The sequence below is a fragment of the Georgenia sp. Z1344 genome (assembly GCF_057652375.1).
In genome coordinates, this window is the sequence record NZ_CM172728.1 from 3,218,462 (window position 1) to 3,244,576 (window position 26,115).

At 73.6% G+C, this 26,115-nt stretch carries 16 protein-coding genes; 8 read left to right on the forward strand and 8 right to left on the reverse strand.

The features are described from left to right. Positions 1-33: 33 nt before the first annotated feature. A complete protein-coding gene (locus tag AC24FB_RS14620) occupies positions 34-1,989 on the reverse strand; it encodes an alpha/beta hydrolase family protein (protein ID WP_425713370.1) in 1,956 nt (651 codons plus the stop codon). Positions 1,990-2,242: 253 nt separating this feature from the next. On the opposite strand from AC24FB_RS14620, the gene dxs reads away from it, so the two are divergent. Next, positions 2,243-4,240, forward strand: a complete 1,998-nt coding sequence (gene dxs / locus AC24FB_RS14625) for a 1-deoxy-D-xylulose-5-phosphate synthase (protein WP_425713371.1) — start codon at positions 2,243-2,245, stop codon at positions 4,238-4,240. A 102-nt stretch (positions 4,241-4,342) separates the two neighbouring features. On the opposite strand, the gene AC24FB_RS14630 is transcribed toward dxs, so the two are convergent. From AC24FB_RS14630 to AC24FB_RS14640, 3 genes are all read right to left on the reverse strand, one after another. After that, positions 4,343-6,433 (reverse strand): 3-hydroxyacyl-CoA dehydrogenase NAD-binding domain-containing protein, encoded by a 2,091-nt coding sequence (locus AC24FB_RS14630; protein ID WP_425713372.1) that lies wholly within the window; start codon positions 6,431-6,433, stop codon positions 4,343-4,345. A gap of 174 nt (positions 6,434-6,607) precedes the next feature. Further along, complete coding sequence (locus AC24FB_RS14635) at positions 6,608-7,939, reverse strand: ribonuclease D (RefSeq protein WP_425713373.1); 1,332 nt, start codon at positions 7,937-7,939, stop codon at positions 6,608-6,610. Further along, on the reverse strand, positions 7,936-8,520 hold the full coding sequence (locus AC24FB_RS14640; RefSeq protein WP_425713374.1) for a DUF3000 domain-containing protein: 585 nt from the start codon (positions 8,518-8,520) through the stop codon (positions 7,936-7,938). The genes AC24FB_RS14635 and AC24FB_RS14640 overlap by 4 nt, the downstream gene beginning before the upstream one ends. Before the next feature lie 66 nt (positions 8,521-8,586). Between AC24FB_RS14640 and AC24FB_RS14645 the strand changes: the two genes are divergently transcribed. Then, complete coding sequence (locus AC24FB_RS14645) at positions 8,587-9,834, forward strand: carboxylate--amine ligase (RefSeq protein ID WP_425713375.1); 1,248 nt, start codon at positions 8,587-8,589, stop codon at positions 9,832-9,834. 10 nt (positions 9,835-9,844) lie between these two features. Here AC24FB_RS14645 and AC24FB_RS14650 read toward each other — a convergent pair whose 3' ends face one another. Then, positions 9,845-10,870: a lipid II:glycine glycyltransferase FemX gene (locus tag AC24FB_RS14650; protein WP_425713376.1), complete on the reverse strand. Its 1,026-nt coding sequence runs from the start codon at positions 10,868-10,870 to the stop codon at positions 9,845-9,847. A gap of 124 nt (positions 10,871-10,994) precedes the next feature. On the opposite strand from AC24FB_RS14650, the gene AC24FB_RS14655 reads away from it, so the two are divergent. The 5 genes from AC24FB_RS14655 (at position 10,995) to AC24FB_RS14675 (ending at position 16,444) form a co-directional block, all read left to right on the forward strand. After that, a complete protein-coding gene (locus tag AC24FB_RS14655; RefSeq protein WP_425713377.1) occupies positions 10,995-12,083 on the forward strand; it encodes a lipid II:glycine glycyltransferase FemX in 1,089 nt (362 codons plus the stop codon). 202 nt (positions 12,084-12,285) lie between these two features. After that, positions 12,286-13,410: a siderophore ABC transporter substrate-binding protein gene (locus AC24FB_RS14660; RefSeq protein ID WP_425713378.1), complete on the forward strand. Its 1,125-nt coding sequence runs from the start codon at positions 12,286-12,288 to the stop codon at positions 13,408-13,410. Between the two features lie 124 nt (positions 13,411-13,534). Continuing rightward, positions 13,535-14,524, forward strand: coding sequence for an ABC transporter permease (locus AC24FB_RS14665; protein WP_425713379.1), 990 nt, complete (start codon positions 13,535-13,537; stop codon positions 14,522-14,524). 106 nt (positions 14,525-14,630) lie between these two features. Next, a complete protein-coding gene (locus AC24FB_RS14670) occupies positions 14,631-15,692 on the forward strand; it encodes an iron chelate uptake ABC transporter family permease subunit (protein ID WP_425713494.1) in 1,062 nt (353 codons plus the stop codon). Further along, complete coding sequence (locus tag AC24FB_RS14675; protein ID WP_425713380.1) at positions 15,689-16,444, forward strand: iron ABC transporter ATP-binding protein; 756 nt, start codon at positions 15,689-15,691, stop codon at positions 16,442-16,444. Before AC24FB_RS14670 ends, AC24FB_RS14675 begins: the two co-directional genes overlap by 4 nt. An 88-nt stretch (positions 16,445-16,532) precedes the next feature. Here AC24FB_RS14675 and treZ read toward each other — a convergent pair whose 3' ends face one another. From treZ to glgX, 3 genes are all read right to left on the reverse strand, one after another. Next, positions 16,533-18,413, reverse strand: coding sequence for a malto-oligosyltrehalose trehalohydrolase (gene treZ / locus AC24FB_RS14680; protein ID WP_425713495.1), 1,881 nt, complete (start codon positions 18,411-18,413; stop codon positions 16,533-16,535). Positions 18,414-18,532: 119 nt separating this feature from the next. Further along, a complete protein-coding gene (gene treY, locus AC24FB_RS14685) occupies positions 18,533-21,100 on the reverse strand; it encodes a malto-oligosyltrehalose synthase (RefSeq protein WP_425713381.1) in 2,568 nt (855 codons plus the stop codon). A gap of 111 nt (positions 21,101-21,211) precedes the next feature. Continuing rightward, a complete protein-coding gene (glgX, locus tag AC24FB_RS14690; RefSeq protein WP_425713382.1) occupies positions 21,212-23,485 on the reverse strand; it encodes a glycogen debranching protein GlgX in 2,274 nt (757 codons plus the stop codon). A gap of 313 nt (positions 23,486-23,798) precedes the next feature. On the opposite strand from glgX, the gene AC24FB_RS14695 reads away from it, so the two are divergent. Next, positions 23,799-26,081, forward strand: coding sequence for an HNH endonuclease signature motif containing protein (locus tag AC24FB_RS14695; protein WP_487560349.1), 2,283 nt, complete (start codon positions 23,799-23,801; stop codon positions 26,079-26,081). Positions 26,082-26,115: the final 34 nt, after the last annotated feature.

Consider the following 26,115-nt stretch of genomic DNA (forward strand, 5'->3'; position numbering starts at 1 on the left):
CTGCCCGGCCCGGACGGCGCCACTCCCCGCGGCTCACGCCCCGTCGGACAGCCCCCACACGCGGTCGAGGAAGGCGATCTCGGCCTCGGCGGCGCGGACGATCGCCTCGGTCGAGCGGAACCCGTGCCCCTCGCCCTCGAGCACGACGAGCTCGACGTCGCGCCCCGCCGCCCGCAGCGCGTCGGCGACCGAGGTGGCCTGGTCGAGCGGGACCACCCGGTCCTCGTCGCCCTGGAGCAGGAGCACGGCGGCGGTGATCCGGTCCACGTGCCTGATCGGTGAGCGCTCGTCGTAGGTCGCCGCCGCCTCCGGGAGAGGGCCGACGAGGCGGTCGAGATAGCGCGACTCGAAGTCGTGGGTGCCCTCGGCGAGCATCCGCAGGTCGCCGATCCCGTAGCGGGAGATGCCGGCGCTGAACACGTCGGTGAAGGCGAGCGCGGCGAGGGTCGTGTAGCCGCCGGCCGAGGCCCCGCGCACCGCCATGCGGTCCGGGTCGACGATCCCGGACTCCGCGAGGTGCCGAGCACCCGACGCCACGTCGGCGACGTCGACGACCCCCCACTGCCCGTCCAGCCGGTCGGCGTACGCGCGGCCGCGACCGGTGGACCCGCGGTGGATGACGTCGAGGACGGCGATGCCCCGCGTGGTGAGCGACTGGACCGACCCGTTCCAGGTCGCGGTCGTCGACGCCGTCGGGCCGCCGTGGTTGACGACGACCAGCGGCGGCAGCTCGCCCTCGGGCCCCGTGTACCGCTCGGAGGTGGGCGGGTAGTAGAAGCCGTGGACCTCCTCGCCGTCGTCCCCGGTCCAGGCCACCGACCGCGCATGCGCGACGTCGCCCGGCGCCAGCGGACCGGTGGCGGCGCCGGCGACGAGCTCCCACCGACCGGCGCCGACCTGGAGCTCGTACAGCGCGGGCGGCCGGTCGGCGCCCGCGAGCACGGCGAGCACGCGGCCGAAGCCGGCGGCGACCGGACCGACGGCCTCGAGGCCGGTCACCCACTCCTCGGCCTCCCCGTTGGCGAGCCGCACGGTGCCCAGGTGCCACCGGTCGTCGGTCACCCACGTGCACACGAGGTGCTCGTCGTCGAGCTCGGCGATCGTGCGGGGGCCGAGGCCCCACTGCGGCGGGGCGAACTCCGAGTCGACGGGGTGGAGGTCGCGCTTCCGGCGCTCCTCGGTCGTCGGGGCCTCGGTGCGGTAGAGGTTCTGCCAGCCGGTGGAGTCGTCGGCGTGGACGAGCTCGCCCGTCGACGTCCACACCGGCTGGGAGGCCGCGACGCCGGCGCCGCCCGCGATCCGGGCGGAGGGTCCGGGGCGTCCGTCGTCGTCGAGGAGGCTGACGAGGACCTCGCCGCCGGTCCAGGGCATCTCGGGGTGGTCCCACGCCACGTGCGCGAGCGCGTCCCCGGCGGGGGACAGGCGCGGGGAGGTGAGGAAGTCACGGCCCTCGAGCAGGACGTCGAGCACGTCCGGGTCGTCGGCGGCGGATCCGTCGAGCGGGACGGCGACGATCTGGGCGCGGTGCCGGTCGCCGTCCGCGCCGGGCGCGGACCGGACGGCGAGCACCCGGTCGCGGGCGAGGTCGAGCTCGAGGTCGCCCCACGCGGACCCGTCGTCGGGCGTGAGCGGGGTGAGGACGTGCCCGTCGACGACCCCGTGCAGGCGCGAGTCGGAGCGGTCCGAGACGACGACGACACCCCCGCCGACGGCGTACGCGAGACCTCCGTAGCCGTGCACGTCGGACGCGACGTCCGGCAGGGAGCCGTCCGGACGGGTGACGACGCGGTCGGTGACCTCGCCCTCGAGGGGGCGGTGGACGAGCGTCGTGCGACCGCCGTCGGCGGGACGCTGCTCCGTCCACCAGGCGCCCCGGTCGTCGAGGCGGGGCTCGGCCACGCGCGTGCCGGCGGTGAGCCGGTTGACGGGAACGGGCCACGGCCAGGTGCCGTGGGGGCGGACGTGCGGGACGACCTCGTCGGCGCTCATCGGTCCAGGCTACGCGCCCGGTGCCGTACGCCACACGGCGGCTGTCGACAACTCCGCCGACGGCGTACGCGAGCCCCCCGTAGCCGTGCACGTCGGACGCGCCGTCGGGCAGGGAGCCGTCCGGATGGGTGACGACGCGTCCGCCGTCACGGTGCGCCGCGCGGCGGCTGGTGCGGCGCATCACGGCGCCCGGCCGTGGCGACGCGCCTAGAGTGGTCGGGCCCGGACATCCCCGCGACCGAGAAGGAGTGCGATGAGCCTGCTGGAGTCCATCCGTGAGCCCGCGGACCTCAGGCGCCTCGACCCCGCCGAGCTCGGCGTGCTCGCGAAGGAGATCCGCGAGTTCCTCGTCGAGAACGTCTCGCGCACCGGCGGCCATCTCGGTCCCAACCTCGGCGTCGTCGAGCTGACGATCGCCCTCCACCGGGTCTTCGAGTCCCCGCGCGAGACGATCGTGTTCGACACGGGGCACCAGTCCTACGTGCACAAGATGCTCACGGGCCGGCAGGACTTCGGCGCGCTGCGCACGAGCGGCGGGCTGTCCGGCTACCCGTCGCGGGCCGAGTCGGCGCACGACGTGGTGGAGAACTCGCACGCCTCGACCGCGCTCTCGTGGGCCGAGGGCATCTCGCGCGCCCGCTACGTCTCGGGCGACGACGCTCCGGTGGTCGCGGTCATCGGGGACGGCGCGCTGACCGGCGGCATGGCCTGGGAGGCCCTCAACAACATCGCCGACGGCCCCGAGCGTCCCCTCGTGGTCGTCCTCAACGACAACGGTCGCTCCTACGCGCCGACGATCGGCGGTATGGCCCGCCACCTCGACGGGCTGCGCACCGCGCCCGGCTACGAGAAGGTGCTGGGTTGGGGACGCCGGAGCCTCCAGCGCGCCGGCATCCCCGGACGGATGACCTACGACGCCCTGCACGCGATGAAGGCCGGGGTCAAGGACGTCGTGGCGCCGAGCGCCGGCGTGTTCGGCGCACTCGGCCTCAAGTACCTCGGCCCGGTCGACGGTCACGACCTCGAGGAGGTCGAGGCGGCGCTGGCGCGGGCGAAGGAGTTCGGCGGCCCCGTCGTCGTGCACGTGCAGACCGAGAAGGGGCGCGGCTACGAGCCGGCGGAGGCGGACATCGCCGATCGCTTCCACGCGGTCGGGAAGATCCACCCCGAGACCGGCCTGCCGGTGGCACCGTCGCGGTTCGGGTACACGGCCGTGTTCGCGGACGAGATCGTGCGGATCGCCCGGGAGCGGGACGACGTCGTGGCACTGACGGCGGCCATGCTCGCGCCGGTGGGGCTCGCGCCGCTCGCCGTCGAGATGCCGGAGCGGGTCATCGACGTCGGGATCGCGGAGCAGCACGCGCTGACGTCGGCGGCGGGGATGGCCTACGCCGGCCTCCATCCGGTGGTCGCCGTGTACGCGACCTTCCTCAACCGTGCGTACGACCAGCTGCTCATGGACGCCGCGCTCCACCGCGCGGGCGTCACGATCATGCTCGACCGCGCGGGGATCACCGGCGACGACGGCGCGTCGCACAACGGGATGTGGGACCTCGCGCTGCTCGGCACGGTCCCGGGGCTCCGGCTCGCGGCGCCTCGGGACGAGGCCACGCTGCGGCACGCGCTGCGCGAGGCCGTCGAGGTCGACGACGCCCCGACCGTCGTGCGCTACCCCAAGGGCAGCGTCGCGGACCCGATCCCCGCGTTGTCCGTCGTGGACGGCCTCGACGTGCTCGCCGAGGCCGGCGACTGCCCGCCGGACGTGCTCGTCGTCGGCGTCGGCTCGATGGCGGGGACGGCGGTCGAGGTGGCCGCGGCGCTCGACGCGCAGGGCATCGGCTCCCGCGTCGTCGACCCGCGCTGGGTGCTGCCGGTGCCGGACGCGCTCGTGGCCGCCGCCGCCGAGGTGTCGCTCGTCGTGACGATCGAGGACGGGCTCGCCGACGGTGGGGTCGGCTCCGCGCTGCGCGACGCCCTCGCCCGCGCGGACGTCTCCACCCCGGTGCGCAGCCACGGCCTGGCGCCCCGGTTCCTCGACCACGCGTCCCGCGCGGAGATCGTCGCCGCCGCCGGGCTGCGCGCCCAGGACGTCGCGCGCTCCGTGGCCGAGCACGTGGCGGCCGGGCGCGGCGGGGTCGACGCCCGCGAGGCCGGCGCCCACGAGTCGGAGGCGCGGGAGGCCGACGCGACCCGGGCCGGGGCACGCGAGTCCGGTGCCCCGGGCGACACGCGAGGCACGACGACACCCTGAGGGAGGCGGCGCGCCCGGTGAGGACCCGCCGCGCGCGGCATCGCCGACCGGATGCGGGGAAGGCCCGCCGGGCCCGACGGCCGAGCAGCTCGGGCGCGCGGGCTACCGCAGCTCGCCCGCGCTGCGCAGGTACGGCGTGAGCCCGCCGCGGTGCCGCGGGAAGCCCGCGCCGAGGATCATCGCCAGGTTGACGTCGTCCTCCGAGGCGACGACGCCGTCCGCGAGCAGGAGGCGGGTCTCCTCGCCGAGAGCCGCGACCACGCGGTCGAGCACCCCGGACTCCGTGACGGCGGCCGGGTCGCCGTCGTCGTCCCCGTCCGGCGCGTCGGTGCCGTCCTGGCCGAACCGGGCGGCGAGGTCGTCGGCCAGGCGGCCGTCGGGCGTCATCGCCCGCGCGCCGTCCGTGACCAGGGACCGCAGGCCGGGCGAGGCCGGGTAGCGGTCGCCGAGCCCCTCCCGCAGCGCCCCGATGGCGTGCTCGGCGACGGCGGCGCCGACGAGGTCGAGCAGGGCGAACGGCCGCATCGGCAGGCCCATCGGGTCCAGGGCCCGGTCGGCGACGGCCGGCGGGGTCCCGTCCTCGACCGCGCCGAGCAGCTCCGCGAGGAGCCGGAGGAGGAGCCGGTTGACCACGAACCCGGGCGCGTCGACGACGTCGACGGCGATCTTCCCGGCCGCCGCGGCGACCGCGCGCCCGGTCGCGTGCGTGACGTCGTCCGTCGCGGCGGTCCGCACCACCTCGACGAGCGGCATCCGGCCGACCGGGTTGAAGAAGTGCAGCCCGACGAGCCGCTCCGGGTGGTCGAGACCGGCGCCCATCTCCGTGACCGAGAGGGCGGAGGTGTTCGTCGCGAGCACGGCGTCGGCGGCGACGACGCCCTCGAGCTCGGCGAGGACGGCCTTCTTCACGTCGAGCCGCTCGGTGACGGCCTCGATGACGAGGTCGCAGCCGGCGAGGTCGCCGAGATCGGTGGTGGCGGAGACGAGGCCACGGACGGCGGCCGCGTCCTCGGCCGTGGCGCGGCCCGCCTCGACCTCCTTCGCCAGCGCGGCGTCGACGGCGGCGAGGCCGGCAGCGCACCGCTCGTCGTCGAGATCGCGCATGACGACCGGGACCTGCAGGCGCGAGGCGAGCAGGAGCGCGAGCTGGGCGGCCATGAGCCCCGCGCCGGCGAGGCCCGCGGAACGGATCCGGTGGACGTCGTCGCCGCCCGAGCGCGCGGCCCGTGCCTCGGACCGAGCCGTCGACCGGGCCTTGCGCAGCAGCCTGGCCGCGTACATCGAGGACCGGCCGGCCTCGCCCGTGGCGAGCTCGACGAGCGCCGCCTGCTCGGCGGCGAACGAGTCGGCGACGGAGGCGGTCACCGAGTCCTGGATGAGCTCCCAGGCCCGCTGGGGCGCGGGGTTGCCGGTGGAGGCCGCACGGGCGACGGCGGAGCGGCGGCGTCCCAGCGCCTCGGTGGTGCGCGAGAGGTCGGCGTCCGGACGACCGCCGGCGGGGGCCGCGGTCACGCGCCCGGAGGCGATCTCGGCGGCGAGGAGGTCGAGGGCGGCGGCGAGACCGAGGTCGTCGCCCGGTTCGACGACCGCGTCGACGAGGCCGGCCTCGAGCGCGCCCGCCGCGTCGAGCGTGCGGTCCTTCGCCGGCAGGTCGAGGATGACGCGCGCCGCGGTCTCGGGGCCGAGCAGGCGGGGGAGGAGCGTGCAGCCGCCCCAGCCCGGCACGATGCCGAGCGACGTCTCGGGCAGCCCGATCGCCCGGACCGCGCTCGAGGCGACCCGGTAGCCGCAGGCCAGCGCGATCTCGTAGCCGCCGCCCAGGGTGACCCCGGTGAGGTGGGCCATCGAGGGCACCGACAGGTCCCGGATCGTGTGCGCCAGCACGTGGCCCGCGGCGGCGATCGGGGTGAGCGTCTCGGGGCTGCCGGCTGACTCGAGCAGGTCGAGATCGGCGCCCGCCACGAAGCTGCGGTCGGTCCCGGTGAGGACGACCGCCTGCACGGTGCCGGCGCGGCCGTCCGCATCGACCTCGCGGACGGCCTCGGTGAGGCGGGCGAGCCCGAGGTCACCGATCGTGGCCGGGCGGGAGGGGTCGGCGGCGGCGATCGAGAGGACGGCGACGGTGCCGAGCTCGTGGCTCAGGTCGCTGCGGGTGACGGTGAGCGCGCGCTCGGCCGACTCGGTGTGCTGCACGTGGACCTCCGCTGGAAGAAGTAGGTGGGACGCACGGTACCGGGTTGTTCGGCCGGTGCGACAGCGGGGTGGTTCGGGCCAGGACGGGGCCGGTCCCGTGGCGGGTCCCGGCCGAGGACCGCCCGGGTTCGGGTCGTGCCCGGGCCTGCGGCGGCTCTCGGCCCGCGGCTGTCCTCAGCCCGTCGCGGCCTCGGCGAGCGCGGCGGCCACGACGGGTCCCGCCTGCTCGACCTGCCAGGGGCGGGCGCCGTGCGAGAGCAGGACGTCGTCGAGGTCCGCGGGGGCCGCGCCGTCCCAGGCCACGCGACGCTGGACGGCGGGCGCGAGGAGGTTCTCCTGGGGGATCCCGATCTCGTCGGCCCGGGCACGCAGCGCGGTGCGGACGGCGTCGAGCCGGGTCGCGGCGTCCGGGCGGGCGTCGCCCCAGGACCGCGGCTGCGGCAGGGCGTCCGGGTCGCGGGGAGGACGGCGGGCGGGCAGGGCGTCGTCGGGGACGGAGAGCCCCTCCTCGACGGCGGACCACCAGTAGTCGGCGCGTCGTCGGGTGCCCTTGCCGGAGAACTCCTGCAGCGAGGTGAGCGCGTGCCGGCTCTCCGGCAGCTCCCGGGCGGCCGCGACGACGGCGGCGGCCGGCAGCACGCGGCCCGGAGCCCGGTCGAGCTCCTGGGCGAGTCGTTCGCGGGCCTCCCACACGGCGCGGGCCACGGCGAGGCCGCGGGGGCGCCGGACCTCCTGCAGGCCCGAGGTCCGCCGCCACGGGTCGACCTTGGCCGGCGGGGGCGGAGCGGTGCGCTCGTGCTCGAACTCCTGCAGCGCCCACGCGAGGCGGCCCGTGCGGGCGAGGGCGACGAGCTGGGCCTCGCGCGCGGCGGCGAGCAGCTCGACGTCGAGGGCGGCGTACCGGCGCCAGTCCTCGGGCACCGGGCGGGTCGACCAGTCGGCGGCGGAGTGCTCCTTGGCGAGCGCGTACCCCAGCTCGTCGGCGACGACGGCGGCGAGCCCCACCCGGGCCCGCCCCAGGAGGCGCGCGGCGATCTCGGTGTCGAAGAGCGAGGCCGGGGTCAGGCCGAGGTCGCGCAGGCACGGCAGGTCCTGGTCCGCGGCGTGCAGGACCCACTCGAGCGGGTTGACCACCTCGGCCAGCGCGCCGAGGTCGGGCAGCGCGATCGGGTCGACGAGGTGGATCGCGCCGTCGGACCGGCGCAGCTGGACGAGGAACGCCCGCTGCCCGTAGCGAAAGCCGGAGGCCCGCTCCGCGTCGACCGCGACGACCCCGTCCTGCGCGGCGAGCTCCGCGACGGCGCGCTCGAGGGCCTCGGGGGTGTCGATGACCGGGGGGACGCCGCCGGAGGGTTCGGTCAGCGGCTCGGGCGGGGGTGGCGCGTCCGCGCGGTCGTCCGACGCGTCGTTCGACGTCGGGCCGGTCGAGGTCGGACCGCTCGTCGTCGTCCCGTTCCCCGACGGACCCCTCGTCGTCGGGACAGTGCCCTTCTGGTCGGCGCTCATCGGCGCCTGGCCAGGGAGGTGACGACGGCGGGGACCGGCTCGAGCCCCGCGACGGTGCAGGCGAGCTCCGCCCAGGCCGCGAGGTGCGGGCCGAGCTCGGGGGTGTGGGGGGTCCAGGACGCGCGGACCTCGACCTCGACGTCTCCGCCCGCGAGCTCGAGCCCGCCGAAGGTCTCGGACAGGACGCGGGTGACGGTGCCGGAGAGCTGGCTGAAGCCGGCGCCTTGGGAGACGAGCGACTCGCACAGCCACGACCAGGCGACCTCGCCGAGCAGCGCGTCGGCGCCCATCTCCTCCTCGAGCCGGGCCCGGGCGAGCACGACGACGCGGAAGGTGCCCTGCCACGCCTCCTGCCCGGCGGGGTCGTGGAGGACGACGAACCGGCCGTGTCCGAGGAAGGCATCGGGGTCGAGGTCGCCGGGCGAGGACGTGATCTCGGCGGTGAGCGCGGCGGTGAACGGGGCGAGGCGCGCGGGCGCGGGCACCTCCTCGAGGTGCACCTCCCGGCGGAGCCTCGGCTCACGCAGCGAGAGCAGCGCCCGCTCGAAGTCCGCGGGGATCTCCCCGCCCTGGCTGCTCACCCGGACAGGCTAGGCGGCCGCGCGCCGCGTGGTCGGCGGCGCGCCGGTCGTGGCACAGTTCCTTCGGTGCGCCACGCAGACCTTCGTCCCGTCGTCCTCGGGTCCGACCTCGGCACCTACTCGGTCGCCCGTTCCTTCCACGAGGCGTTCGGCGTCCGGTCGACGATCGTGCTCAACCAGCCCCGCGGTCCCGTCGACCACAGCGCGATCCTCGAGCAGCTCTACCTCGGGAAGGGCGGCACGCTCGACACCGACCTCGTCCTCGACCGGCTGATCGAGCACGCGGCCGCCCACCCGGAGCGCCGGCACGTGCTCATGCCGACGATGGACCAGGACGTCGACCTGATGCTCACCCACCGCGAGCGCCTCGAGGAGCACTACCTCGTCGGGCTCGCGCCGGCCGAGCTCGTGCGGGCCGCGTCCGACAAGGCGAACCTCGAGCGGGTCGCCGCCTCCGCGGCCGTGGCCACCCCGCGGGGGGTCGAGGTCCCGATCCCCGGCGACGACGACGAGTGGCGCCGTGCGCTGGCCGAGGTCCCGCTGCCGGCCATCCTCAAGCCGGCCGACGGCGGGACCACCTACGCCAACCTCTTCTTCGAGGGACGGAAGAAGGCGTACCCGGTGGCCGACCACGAGGAGTCGCTCGAGGTCCTCCAGCTCGTGCGCTCCGCCGGGTTCACCGGGACCTTCCTCGCGCAGGAGCTGATCCCGGGCGACGACACGACGACCTGGGTCGTCAACGGTTACGTCGACCAGGCGGGACGGATGACGATGGCGGCGACCGGGCAGGTGCTCCTCGGACTGCACCAGCCGGGGTTCATCGGCAACGCCGGGATCATCTACGTCCGTGAGCACCCCGAGCTGCTCGAGGACGCGCGGCGGGTGGTCGGGGAGCTCGGGCTGACCGGCCTGTTCAGCATCGACGTCAAGATCGACCCGCGGGACGGGCGGCGGGTGCTGCTCGACGTCAACCCCCGCGCGGGCCGCGGCGGGTACTTCGTCGACGTGGGCGGGCTCAACCTCATGGCCGCGCTCGTCGCCGACCGGGTCGAGGGGCGCGCGCTCCCGGAGCGGGTCGCCGAGCGACGGGGCGTCATGGGCTTCGTCCCGTCGGTGGTGCTCCCGCGGTACGTCCGCGACCGGGCGCTCCTGCGGGAGGTGCTGGGGGTCATCGCCCGGCGCGGTGTCGTCAACCCGCTGCTCTATCGCAAGGACCGCAACCTGCGCCGGGCGCTCTACGCGCGGCAGGCCGGGATCAACCAGCTGCGCGCGCTGGCGGCCCACTACCCGCGCCCGACCGACACCGGGTTCTAGGACAGCCCGGTCAGCGGCGACGGACGCGAGCGAGACCTCGGCGTGCCTTCTGCTTGAGGTCCCTCCCCGTGACGAGGGCGCGGTACACGGCGGTGCGCACGGGCAGGTCGCGCGCGGCGGCGGCGGGGACGACGTCGGGGTGGAACTTCGTCTTGAACAGCGTGAGCCCGGCGAGCGAGTCGAACTCCTCGGAGCCCACGCCGCCGAGGTCGTAGGAGGTCACGCCCTCGGCCTGGAGGCGCTGCATGATCTCCCACTGGAGCAGGTCCGGTGCGCCCGAGTGGCGGGCCGCCTCGCCGGAGGCGCCGATCGAGTAGGTCGCGTGCGAGCCGATGACGTTGACCTGGGCCCACGCGACCGGGACCCCGGCCTCGCGCACGACGAACATGCGCATGATCTCGGGTCCGACGAGCCGCATCATCTCGAAGTACCGGTCGGCCGGGTGCACGCCGAACGCCGCGCGCTCCCCGGTCTCCTCGAACAGGGCGTACAGCTCGTCGAACGCGGCGCGGTCGAGGCCGGTGTCCTCGGTGACGGTCAGCCCTTCCTCGCGCTCGGCCTTGCGGACGTCGCGCCGACCGCGCTTCTTCATCCGGGACATGACGTCCTCGGGCGTGCCGGTCAGGTCGACGACCACCGTCGAGTCGAACGTGATGCCCTGCATGACGGGGACGAGGTCCATGTCGTCGTACCGGGCGTGGAGGCGGACGAACGCGATCCCGGGGTCCACCCGGCGCAGCGACGCCGCGAGCTGGTCGCGCAGCGCGCGCTCCCGCTCCGGGGTGGGCTCGGCGAGCCACACGGGTCCGAACTTGGCCCAGAGCCACGAGACACCGGCGCCGACGGCGACCTTGCTGAAGGAGACGACGGCGACGGCGTCGCGCCCCTCCCAGGCCACGAGGCGTCCCCACGGGGCGCGCCCGGGCACGGTCGCGTCGTACGCGTCCCACTCGACGGTCTGCTCCACCGGCATCGCGGCGTCGGCGGTGAGCTGCCGGTACTCGACGTCGTCGCTGGGGCGAAGCTGAAGCGTCACGTGACCTCCGGTGGGTGGGTGCCCGCGGGGCTGCGGGCACGGGACAGGCTATCGCCGACGCGTATGGTGTGACCCGTCCGGCGCCCGTGAGCCGCCCACCGCCCCTGACGCACCCGGAGGTGCCGTGTCCCGCTCGCAGATCGTCCCGCTCACGCCAGGAGCGCTCGAGGACGCCGTCGCCGGTGTCGGCGGTGAGCTGCCGGTCGAGCAGTCGGAGGCGTGGGACGCCTACGACGAGGCGATGCCGGGCCGCGAGCCCGCGGGGCGCCTCGCGTGGCTCCTCGACGGCGAGCCGCAGGCGGTCCTCGCCCTCACGCGACTGCGCGGGCGCGGGTTCACCTACCTGTGGGCGAAGCACGGGCCGATCTGGCTCACGCCCGACACGCCCGAGGCGGAGCGGGCGTTCCGCCGGGCGCTCACCCGCTCGCTTCGCGCCGCGGAGCCGCGCGCGGCGTTCGTCCGCCTGCACGCGCGGCACCGCGCCGACGACCTGCACGAGCTGCTCCAGTCCGTGACCTTCGACCGGACCGTCGTCCTCGACCTCGCCGGCACCGCCGACGCCGACACGCTGCTCGCCTCGATGAAGAAGCGCGGCCGCCGCGACGTCCGGAAGGCCGGGCGCAACGAGGACCTCGTGCCCGGCGAGGAGACCGGGATCGACGCCGACGGCTTCGCCGAGCTCTACGCGCTCCTGGAGGAGACCGCCGAGCGCGACGAGTTCGGGATCGCCGCGGCGAGCCAGTACACGACCATGCTCGACTCGCTCGGGCCCGAGCACGGCCGGCTGTTCGTCGTGCGCGACCGGGAGGGGCGGCCCCTGTGCTGGGGCATCGTCACGGTCGGCGAGGGGCTGGCCACCTACTACTACGCGGCGTCGAGCCACGCGGGCCGCCGGGCGGGGGCGCCCGACCTGCTCGTCTGGCACATGGCCGCCACGCTCCAGGCCGAGGGCGTGCGGACCTTCGACCTCATGGGCATCGACTCCGACCGCGCGCCCCGCCTGACGGGTGTGCGCGACTTCAAGACCAAGTTCTCGAACGAGGTCACCGAGGTCCCCGGGGCGTGGGACGTCCCGCTGCGCCCCGTGCTCTACCGGACACTGACCGCGGCCCTGGCCGGCAAGCGCCGGGCGGTCGCTGCCGTGGGTGCCGCGCGTGCCCGGGTCTCGGGCGGAGCCTCGGAGGAGAAGGCGGACGAGCAGCCGGGGGAGTAGCGCGCCGGTCCTCAGCAGCGCCGCGACCGGGTGCGCGCACTCCTGGACGCGTCAACGCCTGGACGACACCCGTCCGTCGTGACGTGGATCTCGAGATCCGCACGCCCTTCGCCTATTCCAACCCTTCGGTCTTGCGTAATTGTCGATTAGGGTCGCCTTACCTCACTTGGTGGGGACCGCTTCGCTGAACGATGGAGACCTCATGACCACCCTGCGCCGCACCCTGATCGGCGGGACCGCCGCGTTCGCCCTGCTCGCGACCGCCGCCTGCTCGTCCTCCGACGACGAGACGAGCGAGTCCGCCGACGGCGACGCCACGACCGAGTCGGCCCCGGAGGAGGGCGGCGACGACGCGGAGTCCGAGGCCGGGTCCGACGACGCCGCCGGCTCCGACGAGTCGGGTTCCGCCGACTCCGGCTCGGACTCCGACTCCGACGACTCCGCCGCGGGCGGCGCCATCGAGTTCGAGGACAACAACGGCACGCACACCCTCGACGCCGCTCCCGAGTCGATCGTCGTCACGGACAACCGCAGCTTCGAGACGCTGGCCGACTGGGGCATCGAGCCCACCGCCGCCGCGGTCTCCCTCATGCCCGACACGGTGTCGTTCCCCAACCAGGACGACATCGTCGACCTCGGCAGCCACCGCGAGCCCGACCTCGAGTCCGTCGTCGTCGCCGACCCGGACATCATCATCAACGGCCAGCGGTTCACGCAGTACGCCGCGGACTTCGCCGAGCTCGCGCCCGATGCCCTCGTCACCGACCTCGACCCGCGGGACGGTGAGCCGTTCGACGAGGAGCTGATCCGCCAGGTCACCCAGCTCGGGGAGATCTTCGGACACCAGGACGAGGCCGCCACGCTCGTCGAGGAGTTCGAGGCCGCCGTCGAGCGCGTGACGGCGGCGTACGACCCGGAGCAGACGGTCATGGCCGTCAACACCTCCGGCGGCAACATCGGCTACCTCGCCCCGACGGTCGGCCGCACCCTCGGCCCGGTCTTCGACTTCGCGGGACTGACGCCGGCCCTCGAGATCGACGACGCGTCCGACGACCACCAGGGCGACGACATCTCGGTCGAGGCCATCGCCGACTCGAACCCCGACTGGATCCTCGTCATGGACCGCGACGCCGCCGTCGGCGCCGACGAGGAGGGCTACACCCCGGCCCAGGAGATGCTCACGAGCTCCGAGGCCCTCGCCGGCGTCACGGCCGTCGAGGAGGAGCAGATCGTCTACATGCCCGAGGACACCTACACGAACGAGGGCATCCAGACGTACACCGAGTTCCTCAACGACTTCGCGGACGCGCTCGAGGGCGCGGCCTGATCCCGCGTTGACCACCCCCGATGATCCCGCCGCGGTGGGCCGGCCCGTCCGACCGGCCCACCGCGGACCCGTGCCCGGCGCAGCCGCCGCCCGGCGCCGCACGTCCGTAGGAACGAGAGACGAGATGACCACCACCGCCACCGCGCCCCGAGCGCGCACGAGGGGGAGGCTCGTCGACCGCTCGCTCGTCGTCGGGATCGTCGTCGTCGCGCTCCTGCTCGTCGCCTCGCTGCTCACGGGGGAGTACGACCTCTTCGGCGACAACCCGACGGACGTCGACATGTTCGCCATCACCCGCGTGCCCCGGACGATCGCGCTCGTCCTCTCGGGCGCCGCGATGGCCATGTGCGGGCTCATCATGCAGCTGCTCACCCAGAACCGGTTCGTCGAGCCCACGACCACGGGAACCACGGAATGGGCCGGCCTCGGCCTGCTGACCGTGATGATCCTGTTCCCCGGCGCGAGCATCCTCGGCCGGATGACCGGGGCCGTCATCTTCGCGTTCGTCGGTACGATGATCTTCTTCCTCTTCCTGCGGCGCGTCTCGCTCACGACCTCCCTCATCGTCCCGATCGTCGGGATCATGCTCGGCGCGGTCATCGGTGCCGTCTCCACCTTCGTCGCGCTGACGACCGACATGCTGCAGAACCTCGGCGTCTGGTTCGCCGGGAGCTTCACCTCGGTGCTGCGCGGCCAGTACGAGCTGCTGTGGATCGTCGCGCTCGTCGGCGTCGCCGTGTTCGTCGTGGCCGACCGCTTCACTGTGGCCGGCCTCGGCGAGGAGATCTCGACGAGCGTCGGGCTCAACTACAACCGGATCATCCTGCTCGGCACCACCCTCGTCGCGATCGCCACCGGGGTGGTGACCGTCGTCGTCGGGAACCTGCCCTTCCTCGGGCTCATCGTCCCCAACATCGTCTCGATGATCCGGGGGGACGACCTGCGCTCCAACCTGCCGTGGGTGTGCCTGCTCGGCATCGGCGTGGTCACCGTGTGCGACCTCATCGGCCGGACGATCATCTCCCCGTTCGAGGTGCCGGTCTCGCTCGTGCTCGGTGTGGTCGGCTCGATCGCGTTCATCGCGCTCCTCCTGAGGCAGCGTCGCCGTGGCTGAGGCGGCGACGACCCCTGGCACCGCGACCGCCGGCGCGACCGCCCTCGCGACCGGGAAGGACGACGTGACGACCGACTCGACGGCGCACCGCACCGCACGCCCGACCGTGGACGCGTCAGCGCCGTCGGCCGCGCCCGGATCCGCGAGCAGCGCCGCCCGCACCACCCCGCGGAGGGCCGGCGCGTTCCAGACGGGCCGCCAGCGGCTGCGGTACTGGCTCGTGCTGTCGCTGATGATCGTCCTGTCCTTCGGCTTCGGCTTCGGCCTGCTGGCCTACGACAACCCGATCCCGATCTCCGACGACCGGTTCTGGATCATCGCGAAGATGCGCGCCACCGACGTCGTCGTCATGGCCCTCGTGGCCACGTGCCAGGCGGTCGCGACCGTCGCGTTCCAGACGGTGACGAACAACCGCATCATCACGCCGTCGATCATGGGTTTCGAGTCCCTCTACGTCGCCGTGCAGACCTCGGCGGTGTACTTCCTCGGCGTGGCCGGCGTCGTCGCGGTCCAGGGCGTTCCCCAGTTCGCCCTGCAGGTCGCCCTCATGGTGCTGTTCGCGATGTTCCTCTACGGCTGGCTGCTGTCGGGGAGGTACGCGAACCTGCAGGTCATGCTGCTCGTCGGCATCATCATCGGCGCCGGACTCGGCTCGGTGTCGACCTTCATGCAGCGCCTGCTGACCCCCAGCGAGTTCGACGTCCTCACCGCGCGGCTGTTCGGCTCCGTGACGAACGCCGACGAGAGCTACCTCCCGCTCGCGATCCCGCTCTGCCTGGTCGGTACGGTCGGCATCCTCCTGCGGTCCCGACGGCTCAACGTCGTCGCGCTCGGCCGCGACATCAGCATGGGACTCGGCGTCAACCACCGGGCCGAGATCATCAAGGTGCTCTTTCTCGTCTCGATCCTCATGGCCGTCTCCACCGCGATGATCGGCCGGATGACGTTCCTCGGCTTCCTCGTGGCGACGCTCGCCTACCAGTTCTCCGGCACCCACGACCACCGGTACACGCTGCCGATGGCGGGACTCACCGGTTTCGTCGTCCTCTCCGGCGCCTACTTCGTCATGCGCAACATCTTCTCGGCCGCGGGCGTCGTCTCGATCCTCATCGAGTTCGTCGGCGGCATCGTCTTCCTCGTCGTCATCCTGCGAAAGGGCCGCCTGTGATCACGCTCGACGACGTCCGCAAGGAGTACAGCTCCGAGGTGACGATCGGACCGGTCTCCCTGACGATCCCCGCCTGCGGCGTCACCGCTCTCGTCGGCCCCAACGGCGCCGGCAAGTCGACGACGCTGACGATGATCGGCCGTCTGCTCGGCATGGACTCCGGCGCCATCGAGATCGCCGGGTACGACGTGGCGAGCACGAAGTCCCGCGACCTCGCGAAGATCGTGTCGGTGCTGCGCCAGGAGAACCACTTCATCACCCGGCTCACGGTCCGCCAGCTCGTGGGGTTCGGCCGCTTCCCCTACACGCAGGGGCGCCTGACGACGAAGGACGAGGAACTCGTCAGCCAGGCCATCGACTTCCTCCAGCTCGGGGACCTCGAGGGCCGCTACCTCGACCAGCTCTCCGGCGGGCAGCGCCAGCGCGCCTACGTGGCGATGGTCCTCGCGCAGGACACGGAGTACGTGCTCCTCGACGAGCCGCTCAACAACCTCGACATGAAGCACTCGGTGCAGATGATGAAGCACCTGCGCCGGGCGGCGACCGAGCTGGGCCGCACGGTCGTCATCGTGCTGCACGACATCAACTTCGCCGGGAAGTACGCCGACCACATCTGCGCGATGAAGGACGGCGCTGTCTGCGACTTCGGCCCGTCCGAGGAGATCATGACCGACGAGGTCCTCACCCGCGTCTTCGACACCCCCGTGCGGGTCATCGACGGCCCGGACGGCAGGCTCGCCGTCTACTACTGACGACGACGAGGGTCGCCCGGAGAGGGGACGGGCCCGCCACTCCCGCCCGACGACGACGAACGGCCCGACCCGTGCGGGCCGCGTCGCCTCAGCGGACCCGCACGACAGCGACGCCTGGGCCCGCGATCGTCACGCCGCCGTCCGCCACGCTCGTCGAGTCCGGGTCCCACGCGAGCAGGAGCTCGGCGGCCGGGCTGTCGGCGCCGGTGGTCGCCGCGTCGTCGCTCGTGGCCCCGGAGTCGTCAGCGATGGTCGACGCCGTCCCGTCGAACGGCACCGTCACCTGCGCGTCGGCCGTGACCGCGACGACCGCGATGCGGCCGCGCGTCATGCGGAGCCAGCCGGCGTCGTCGTCGGTCTCGACGGCGGTCGCCGTGCGGTCGCCCGAGGCGAGGTCCGGCTCGGCGCGGCGCAGCGCGGCGGCGGCCGTGTAGAAGGCGCGCATGCGGCGGCCGCGCTCGGTGCCGGCCTCGGCGCGGTCGAGGACGGAGGCGTCCCTCGTGGCCGGGTCCTGCGGGTCCGGCACCTCGGGCTCGGAGCCGTCGGCGCCCCACCCGTGGCGGGCGAACTCGGCGCGGCGACCCTCGCTCACCGCGCGGCCGAGGTCCGGGTCCACGTGGTCGGTGAAGAACTGGAACGGGGCGCGCGAGCCCCACTCCTCACCCATGAACAGCATCGGCGTGTAGGGGGAGAGCAGGACGAGGGCCGCGGAGATCGCGAGAGCGCCGTCGGGCAGCGCCTCGCTCGGCCGGTCGCCGACGGCGCGGTTGCCGACCTGGTCGTGGTCCTGGGAGAAGACGACGAACCGGTGGCCGTCGACGTCGTCCGCCACCGGGCGGCCCCAGTCCTGCTCACGGAAGGTCGACCACCCGCCGTCGTGCACGAACACGCGCGTGAGCGCGTGGGCGAGCGTCGCCCCCTCGCCGAAGTCGACGTAGTAGCCGTCGCGCTCGCCGGTGAGCCACGCGTGGAGGGCGTGGTGGACGTCGTCCACCCACTGCGCGTCCATGCCGCGGCCGCCCTCGGCGGTCGGGGTGACCATCGAGTCGTCGTTGAGGTCGGACTCCGCCACGAGCGTGCGCGGCAGGCCGAGGTCCCGCCCGAGGGCGTGCGTCCGGTCGGCCAGCTCGGCGAGCAGGTGGTACCCGGAGGAGTCTGCGATCGCGTGGACGGCGTCGAGGCGCAGGGCGTCGACGTGGAAGTCGTCGAGCCAGCGCAGCGCGTTCTCGAGGAAGAAGGCGCGAACCTCGGCCGAGTGCTCGCCGTCGAGGTCGGGGCCCGAGCCCCAGGGCGTCTCGTGCCGGTCGGTCACGTAGTCGGCGAACACGCCGAGGTAGTTGCCGTCGGGACCGAGGTGGTTGTAGACGACGTCGAGGCACACGCCGAGACCGAGCCCGTGCGACGCGTCGACGAAGCGCTGGAGCGCCGCCGGCCCGCCGTAGGAGTCCTGGACGGCGTAGAGCCCGACCCCGTCGTAGCCCCAGCCGTGCGTGCCGGGGAAGGCCGCGAGGGGCATGAGCTCGACCATCGTCACGCCGAGGTCCACCAGCTCGGACAGGTGGGCGATCGCGGCGTCGAGCGTGCCCTCGTGGGTGAAGGTGCCGACGTGCAGCTCGTAGATCACCGACCCGGGCAGCGGGACCCCGGCGAACCCGGCGTCCGTCCACGTGAAGGCGGACGGGTCGAACAGGCGGGACGGGCCGTGCACGCCGTCCGGCTGGTGGGCGGAGCGGGGGTCGGGGACCGGGTCGCCGCCGTCGCGGGAGAACCGGTAGTCCGTGCCGGCCGGGAGCGGGGCGTCCGTGGTCCACCAGCCGCCGGAGCGGCGGGTGAGAGCGGTGCGCGCGGCGGTGTCGTCGTCGGAGGTCGTGGTCGCTCCGGGCTGGTGGTCGGCACCTCCACCCTCGACGACCAGCTCGATCGCACTCGCGCCCGGCGACCACACCGCCGGGACGAGCGGGTGGCGCACGAGGGCGTCGGTGGCGGCGTCGCGGTCCCCGAGCGGGGGGAGCGCGGCCGGAGCGGCGTCGGCGGTGGTGCCGGCGCCGGCGGAGCTGCCGGCGGAGCGGTGCGAGGAGCGGTCGGCGGTCACGCGGAGGCCTCCAGGACGGCGACGGGACGGTCGGCGAGAAGATCGGCGAGCAGGACGGAACCGCCCTCGTAGCGGGCCCCGGACAGGACGTCGGTCCATGTCCCGTCGGGCAGGACGACGGTGTGCTCGCGGAACCCGCCGAGCGCGCGCAGGCCCTCGGTCAGGCGGGTGGCCACCGTGACGGCCCGGGGTTCGCCGTCGAGCGTGCGGGTCAGCGCCACCGCGTGCTGCGTCGTGGTCGGCAGCGGGGCGTAGCCCGACCGCGGTCCGACGAACGCCTCGGGGACGCGACGGCGCAGCCGGAGCACCGCCGCCGTGAGGGAGAGCTTCTCCTCGCCGAGGCCCACCGGGGCGCGGCCCGCGTCGAGCTCGGCGAGTGTGGCCGCGATCGCGTCGTGGTCGACCGGCCGGCGGTTGTCGGGGTCCACGAGGGAGTCCATGAGGAGCTCGGAGCCCTGGTAGACGTCCGCCACGCCGAGGAGGGTGAGCTGGAGCGCCTTGGTCGCCAGCACCGACGTGCGCAGCGAGTGGGCGGTGGACTCGACCCACCCGGCGAACGCCTCGCGGACGGTGGAGTCGCCGGTCGCCGAGGTGACCCAGGCGACGAGCGCCTCCTCGCCCGCCGTGTCCTGGTCCGTCCACGTGGTCCACGTCTTCTGCTCGCGGACGGCCTTGAGGAGGTAGTCGGTGAGCCTCTCGTCCGCGATCGGTCCCTCGGGGCCCCACGTGCCGGCCAGCGTCTGCCACACGAGGTTCTCCGTGCGGCCGTCGAGGTTCGGCGGGCGGTGCTCGGCGGTGACCTCGCGCAGGTGGGTGACGAGCGTGCGCCACGCCTCGGCGTGCTCGGAGATCAGCCCGATGCGGGCGCGGACGTCCTCGCTCCGCTTCGTGTCGTGGGTCGAGCCGTTCGTCATCGTGGCGGGCCAGAACATCTGCGCGCGGCCGGCCCAGGCGTGCAGCTCGTCCACGGAGAGCGCGGGCCGGTGCGGGGCGCCGCCGACCTCGTTGAGGGAGAGGAGGTGCGTCCAGCGGTAGTAGGTCGTGTCCTCGACGCCCTTGGCCGTCACCGCGCCGCAGACCTGCTGGAACCGCACGACGATCTCGTCGCGGCGCGCCTCCCGGGTCCGGCCGGCGGACCCGACCTCGCGGCCGAGGACCAGGTCGACGACGACGTCGAGGGTCTCGTGACGATCCGCGTCCAGGCGCTCCCGGGCGGCCGCGGCGGCGTGCTCGACGAGCTCGACGGACTCCGGGGGCGCGACCTCGCCGGGGACGACGTAGGCGCGGTATCGGTGCAGCGCGACGACGAGCTCGCGCGCGCAGTCGAGCAGCGGTCGGAACGAGTGGTCACGCAGGCGTACGTCGTCGTCGCAGACGTCGGAGAGCAGGGTGGCGAGGCGGTGGACCTCGGCGTAGAGGGAGCCGTCGACGATCTGGTGCTTGGCCTCGTCACGGACGGCGTCGTAGTCGCCGGGGGAGTCGCCGGCGATCTGCTGCATGAGGGCGCCCGCGGTCGCCAGGCCCGACGGGTCGATCTGGATCCCGTGCAGGCGCCACGCCGCGTCGTAGCCGGTCGTGCCCGCCACCGGCCAGTCGCCGGGCAGCTCCTCGTCGTGCTCGAGGATCTTCTCGGCCACGACCCAGGCGCCGCCGGTGGCCTCGTGCAGCCGCCGGAAGTATCCGCGCGGGTCGGCGAGGCCGTCCGGGTGGTCGACCCGCAGGGCGTCGATCACCCCGCCGTGGAGGAGCTCGAGGAGGAGCGCGTGGGTCGCGTCGAACACGTCGTCGTCCTCGACCCGGATCGCGGCGAGCGACCCGACGTCGAAGAACCGCCGGTAGTTGAGCTCCTCGTCGGCGACCTTCCAGTAGGCGAGCCGGTAGAACTGCCGGTCGAGCAGGTCGGCGAGCGGGAGCTGCTCGGTGCCGGCTCGCACCGGGAGCACGTGGTCGTAGTAGGTGAGGACGTGCTGCTCGCCCGCCTCCTCCTGCCCCGGGACGACGGCGGTGGTCAGCTCGATCTCCCCGTCGGCGAGCGCCGCGCCGATCCGCCGGCCGAGCACGGGCATGAGGACGCCGTCCCCGCCCTCGGACAGGTCGACGTCGAACCACGACGCGTAGGGGGAGTCCGGACCGTGCGTGAGGACCGACCACAGCGCGCGGTTGTGCCAGACGGGGGTCGGCACCGCCATGTGGTTGGGCACGAGGTCGACGACGACGCCCATCCCGCGCTCGTGCGCCGCCGCCGCGAGGCGCTCGAGGCCGTCGCGACCGCCGAGGGTGGCGGAGATCGTCGTGTGGTCGACGACGTCGTACCCGTGGGTCGAGCCCGGTGCCGCCGTGAGGACGGGGGAGAGGTAGAGGTCGGTGACGCCGAGGGTGTCGAGGTTGCCCAGCTGCGCGGCGACGTCGTCGAACGTGAGGTCGGCGCCGAGCTGGAGCCGGTAGGTGCTCACCGGGGTGCGGCGGCCGGGCCCGGGAAGGTGCCCGATGCTCGCGGCCCGGGCGTCGTCGTCGGCCGTGGTGCTGACGGCCGTGCTGTCGGTGGACTCGATGTCCGGTCTCACGTGGGTCCTCCGGGTCGTCGACGGTCACCCCAGTCTGCCCGCTCGGGGGCGGACGTGCTGGCCGATCCGGGACGGACGTGCTGGCCGGCCCGGGGCGGACGTGCCCGCGGGTCACTCGGGGGTGTCGGCGGCCAGCTCCTCCGGGTCGGGCAGGGCGGCGTCGTCGGGCTCGTCGGCGGTGACCGCCGTCTGTCGGCGCCCGCCCGCCCAGGCCGGGGAGGTCGGGATGCGACCGGTGACGGTGCGTGCCACGCCGTCGGCCGGGGCCGCCTCGCGCGAGCCCTGCGGGCTGAGGAGCACGAGCGTCGACCGGGCGACGACGGTGATCTGGGACCCGGCCACGAGCTCGCCGAGCTGCGCGCGCTCCCCGGCGGAGTCGAGCGCGACCGTCCAGGTCGGCCCCCACTCCGCGAGCGGCAGCGTGACGAGGGCGTCCTCGTGAGAGGCGTTGAGGACGATGAGGAGCGAGTCGTCGACGATGCGCTCGCCGCGCGAGTCGGGCTCGGCGATGGCCTCGCCGTTGAAGAAGCAGACGATCGTCTTGTTGTCGCCGCCCCACTCGTGGTCCGCCATCGGCGCGCCGTCGGGGGCGAACCAGGCGAGGTCGGGCAGGCCGTCGGGCGACTCGGCGAGCGGCTCGCCGGTGAGGAAGCGGCGGCGGCGCAGCACCGGGTGCTCGAGGCGGAACTCGACGAGCTCGCGGGTGAACCCGAGGAGATGCTGTGCGTCGTCGTCGAGGTCCCAGTCCACCCAGGACGTCTCGTTGTCCTGGCAGTAGACGTTGTTGTTGCCGCCCTGGGTGCGGCCGATCTCGTCGCCGTGGGAGATCATGGGCACGCCCTGGCTGAGCAGCAGGGTCGTGAGCATGTTCCGCTGCTGGCGGGCGCGCAGGGCGTTGACGGCAGGGTCGTCGGTCGGTCCCTCGACCCCGCAGTTCCACGACCGGTTGTGCGACTCGCCGTCGCGGTTGTCCTCGCCGTTGGCCTCGTTGCGCTTCTCGTGGTAGCTGACGAGGTCGCGCATCGTGAAGCCGTCGTGCGCGGTGACGAAGTTGATCGACGCCACGGGGCGGCGGCCGGAGTGCTCGTAGAGGTCCGACGAGCCGGACAGCCGGTAGGCGAGGTCGCCGAGGGTGCCGGGCTCGCCGCGCCAGTAGTCGCGCACCGTGTCCCGGTACTTGCCGTTCCACTCGGTCCACAGGGGCGGGAAACCGCCGACCTGGTAGCCGCCCTCGCCCACGTCCCACGGCTCGGCGATGAGCTTGGCCTGGGAGATGATCGGGTCCTGCTGGATGATGTCGAAGAACGAGGAGAGCTTGTCGACCTCGTGAAGCTCGCGGGCCAGCGTCGAGGCGAGGTCGAACCGGAACCCGTCGACGTGCATCTCCTGGACCCAGTACCGCAGCGAGTCCATGATCAGCTGGAGCGTGTGCGGGCTGCGCATGTACAGCGAGTTACCCGTGCCGGTCGTGTCGAAGTAGTGCGCCTCGTCGCCGTGGACCAGCCGGTAGTACTGCGGGTTGTCGATGCCGCGGAAGCTGAGGGTCGGGCCCATGTGGTTGCCCTCGGCGGTGTGGTTGTAGACGACGTCGAGGATGACCTCGATGTTCGCCTCGTGCATCGCCTTGACGAGGGTCCGGAACTCGTCGACCTGCTCGCCCCGGCTGCCCTGCGAGGAGTAGGCGTTGTGCGGGGCGAAGAACCCGATCGTGTTGTAGCCCCAGTAGTTGGACAGCCCGCGCTCGACCAGGTGGGGGTCCTGGACGAACTGGTGGACCGGCATGAGCTCGACCGCCGTCACGCCGAGCGAGGTGAGGTGCTCGATGATCGAGGGGTGAGCGAGACCGGCGTAGGTGCCGCGCTGCTCCTCGGGGACGTCGGGGTGCAGGCGCGTGAGTCCCGCGACGTGCGTCTCGTAGATGACCGAGTCGTGGTACTCGTGGCCCGGCGGACGGTCGTTGCCCCAGTCGAAGAACGGGTTGACGACGACCGAGACCATCGTGTGGCCCAGCGAGTCCTGCGGGGCGAACCGGCTCGGGTCGGCGAAGTCGTAGGAGAAGAGCGACTGGTGGCCGTCGATCTGCCCGTCCACCGCCTTGGCGTAGGGGTCGAGGAGGAGCTTGGTCGGGTCGCAGCGCAGGCCGCGGGAGGGTTCCCAGGGGCCGTGCACGCGGAAGCCGTAGCGCTGACCGGGGCGGACGCCGGGGAAGTAACCGTGCCAGACGTGCGCGTCGACCTCCGTCAGGTCGACGCGGACCTCGGAGTTGTCGTCGTCGACGAGGCAGAGCTCGACCCGGTCGGCGACCGTCGAGAAGAGGGCGAAGTTGGTGCCGGCGCCGTCGAACGTGGCCCCGAGGGGATAAGGGTGGCCTGGCCAGTGCTGCATGGGCTCAAGAGTGGCATGCCCGGCGGTGGGGGTCGCGCGGACCCCCCGACGATGCGCGGATGCTCACAGGGGTGGGTCCGACGTGGAAAGCGGTGCCGGTGCCCCGGGTGGGGCTGACGGGGGAGGTGGTGGATGTGGGGCGTGTGGGTGGTTGCGTGGGCGTGTGGTCGCGTGCTCGTTCCGGTGGAGCCTCGCTCGCGCATCGCCGGCTAGTCGCGGCCCGACGCTTCCCCACGCGCGACGCAACACCTCTTGCGCTCGAACAGATGTTCGAGTATGTTGGGTGGTAGGTCAGGACGAGGGGGTGGGGGCAGTGCACGGAAGCACGACGACGATCGACGGCGCGGTGCCGGACTCTGCATCCTCCGTGCTCGAGCGTGTCCTGTCGGCGCAGATCGAGGCCTGGCTCGCCGAACGTGCCGCCGTGGCAGCGGGAGACCGCTCGGCGGATTGCGCTGCGCACCGAGGCCCGGCCGGTGGAGATCCCACTCACGGATACCCGGCAGTGGGGGAGCCTCTGTCGGCGTCCCCCGAGGACGAGCTCGGACCCGGCTCAAGAGCGGGCGTCGAGCGGACCGGTGGGCCCGGTCGCGTGGCACGACTCGACGAGCCTCCGACCTACGTGGCAGTGCCCGGCTCGGTCCCTTCCGACGACGAACGGCAGATGCACGAGGCGCCGGTCGCGGCCGATGCGCCGGACGGCGCAGCAGGGGGCGGGCCACGGGCGGTCCTCGAGGAGCTGGCCGCTCTGGTCGACGAGTTGGCGGGCGCCCGATGGCAGGACCTGAATCAGGCCGAGGCGATGTCGGCACTTGATCTGGTCGAACAGGTCGAGCGTGGAGTTGTCGCTGCCCGGGCGGCGGTGACCGCCAAGGTGGAGTCCGACGGGATGTGGGCGCTGGACGGGCAGCGCACGTTCAAGGTGTGGCTGCGGGACCGGACGGGGACGAACGCCGCGGAGTCCGGCCGGCGGGTGCGGCAGGCCCGGGTGCTCCGGGACCACCTTCCGCGTGCGCGGGCGTCGCTCGCGGCCGGGCGCATCAGTGCGGAGCACGCCGCGATCCTCGTCCGGGAGACCCAGTCGACCTCGACGCTGCGCCACCAGCTCACCTACGGCGAGCCGGGGGAGGAGTACCTCGTCGAGCAGGCTGAGCTCATGCATGCCCAGGACTTTGCGAAGCTCGTCGCCGCCTGGAAGGTGCGCGCCGATCCCGAAGGAGCGGGCAAGGCATGGCGGGACGCCGATGCGCGCGAGGAGCTGACGATCAGCCCCACCACTGACGGCTACCACGTGGCGGGGTGGTTGGACGAGCTCTCCGGACAGGTCGTGACGACCGCTCTCGCGGCGCACGCGGGCCGCAAGGGTGCGGACGACGACCGCACGTCCGCTCAGCGCCGCGCCGGTGCTCTTGTCGCACTCGCGCACCAGTCGCTCGATGCCGGGCTGCAGCAGGCGGGCGCGAAGGTGCGTCCGCACATCACCGTCACGGTGAGCCTGGAGACGATGCAGGCGCTGGCTGCGGCGACCGGCTCGGTGATCCCGCCGGAGGCGGCCACGGCGGGATGGGCCGCGAGGACCGGGCTCAACGGCAGCCGCGAGGTCGCTCGTCGGCTCCCGCCGAACCGGATCATCTCGGGCGTCGCCGCCGGCACGACCCTGACCGCGCCTGGTGGTCCCCGATGCGTCGACGATCGCCCGCTCGAACATGACAACCCGGATGCGGGCCCGAGCGCCGGCATGTCGGCCGGGCTCGATCCGGCCGGCGACTCTCCACCAGGCACCGATCCCGCCGGCGACTCTCCACCGGGCACCGATCCGCCCGGCGACTCTCCACCGGGCACCGATCCGCCCGGCGACTCTCCACCAGGCACCGATCCGCCCGGCGGTTGGCCTCCCGGAGCCGATCCGGTCCCGGGCGGCCGGGAGGGCGATGACGGCGCGCCCGTGCTCGACGATCCTCACGGCAATCTGGTCGATGCGTTCGGACTCCCCCTCGACCGGGGGCCGGGTGCGTCGTCGGAGCTCGACCTGTCCGATCGCGCACGCGAGTGGATGCAGGCGTGGGAGCCTGGGGACGATCACGTCATATCGACGGCGATCGATCACGACGTCCTCCAAGGGACGGAGCCGGCGAGGCTGGCCGACGGCACGCCGATCCCGCCGTCGATGCTTGCCCGCCTCGCGTGCGGATCGTCGTTCATGCGCGTGATCTTCGGACCGGAGTCCACCGTCCTCGACGTCGGACGGGAACAACGGATTCACCCTGCCCACATGACGCGGGCCATCCACGCCAGGGACGGACACTGCCAGTACCCGGGCTGCGACGAGCCCCCCGCGTTCGGGGAGGTCCACCACTCCCAGCAGTGGATGCGGGACAACGGACCGACCGACGTCGAGCATGGTGTCCTGCTGTGCTGGCACCACCACGACCTCGTGCACACCCGCGAGATCACGATCGTCCGCACCCGTGGTCAGTGGCGCTTCCACGACCGGTTCGGACAGGAGATCACGGCCTCGGGCGTCCGGCCCGGTTTCGGATACGGCATCGATGAGGCCGAGGGCATCGAGGGCGTCGAAGGCGCAGACGGCGCCTGACTGCACCTGCCGGCGCGGCGTCGTCACGGCCGGT

What these genes read in the sequence shown, in the direction of transcription:
- glgX (WP_425713382.1), bottom strand. Translation starts at nt 23,485, where the DNA reads ATGCAGCACTGGCCAGGCCACCCTTATCCCCTCGGGGCCACGTTCGAC.
- AC24FB_RS14635 (WP_425713373.1), bottom strand. Translation starts at nt 7,939, where the DNA reads ATGAGCGCCGACCAGAAGGGCACTGTCCCGACGACGAGGGGTCCGTCG.
- AC24FB_RS14665 (WP_425713379.1), top strand. Translation starts at nt 13,535, where the DNA reads ATGACCACCACCGCCACCGCGCCCCGAGCGCGCACGAGGGGGAGGCTC.
- AC24FB_RS14620 (WP_425713370.1), bottom strand. Translation starts at nt 1,989, where the DNA reads ATGAGCGCCGACGAGGTCGTCCCGCACGTCCGCCCCCACGGCACCTGG.
- dxs (WP_425713371.1), top strand. Translation starts at nt 2,243, where the DNA reads ATGAGCCTGCTGGAGTCCATCCGTGAGCCCGCGGACCTCAGGCGCCTC.
- AC24FB_RS14660 (WP_425713378.1), top strand. Translation starts at nt 12,286, where the DNA reads ATGACCACCCTGCGCCGCACCCTGATCGGCGGGACCGCCGCGTTCGCC.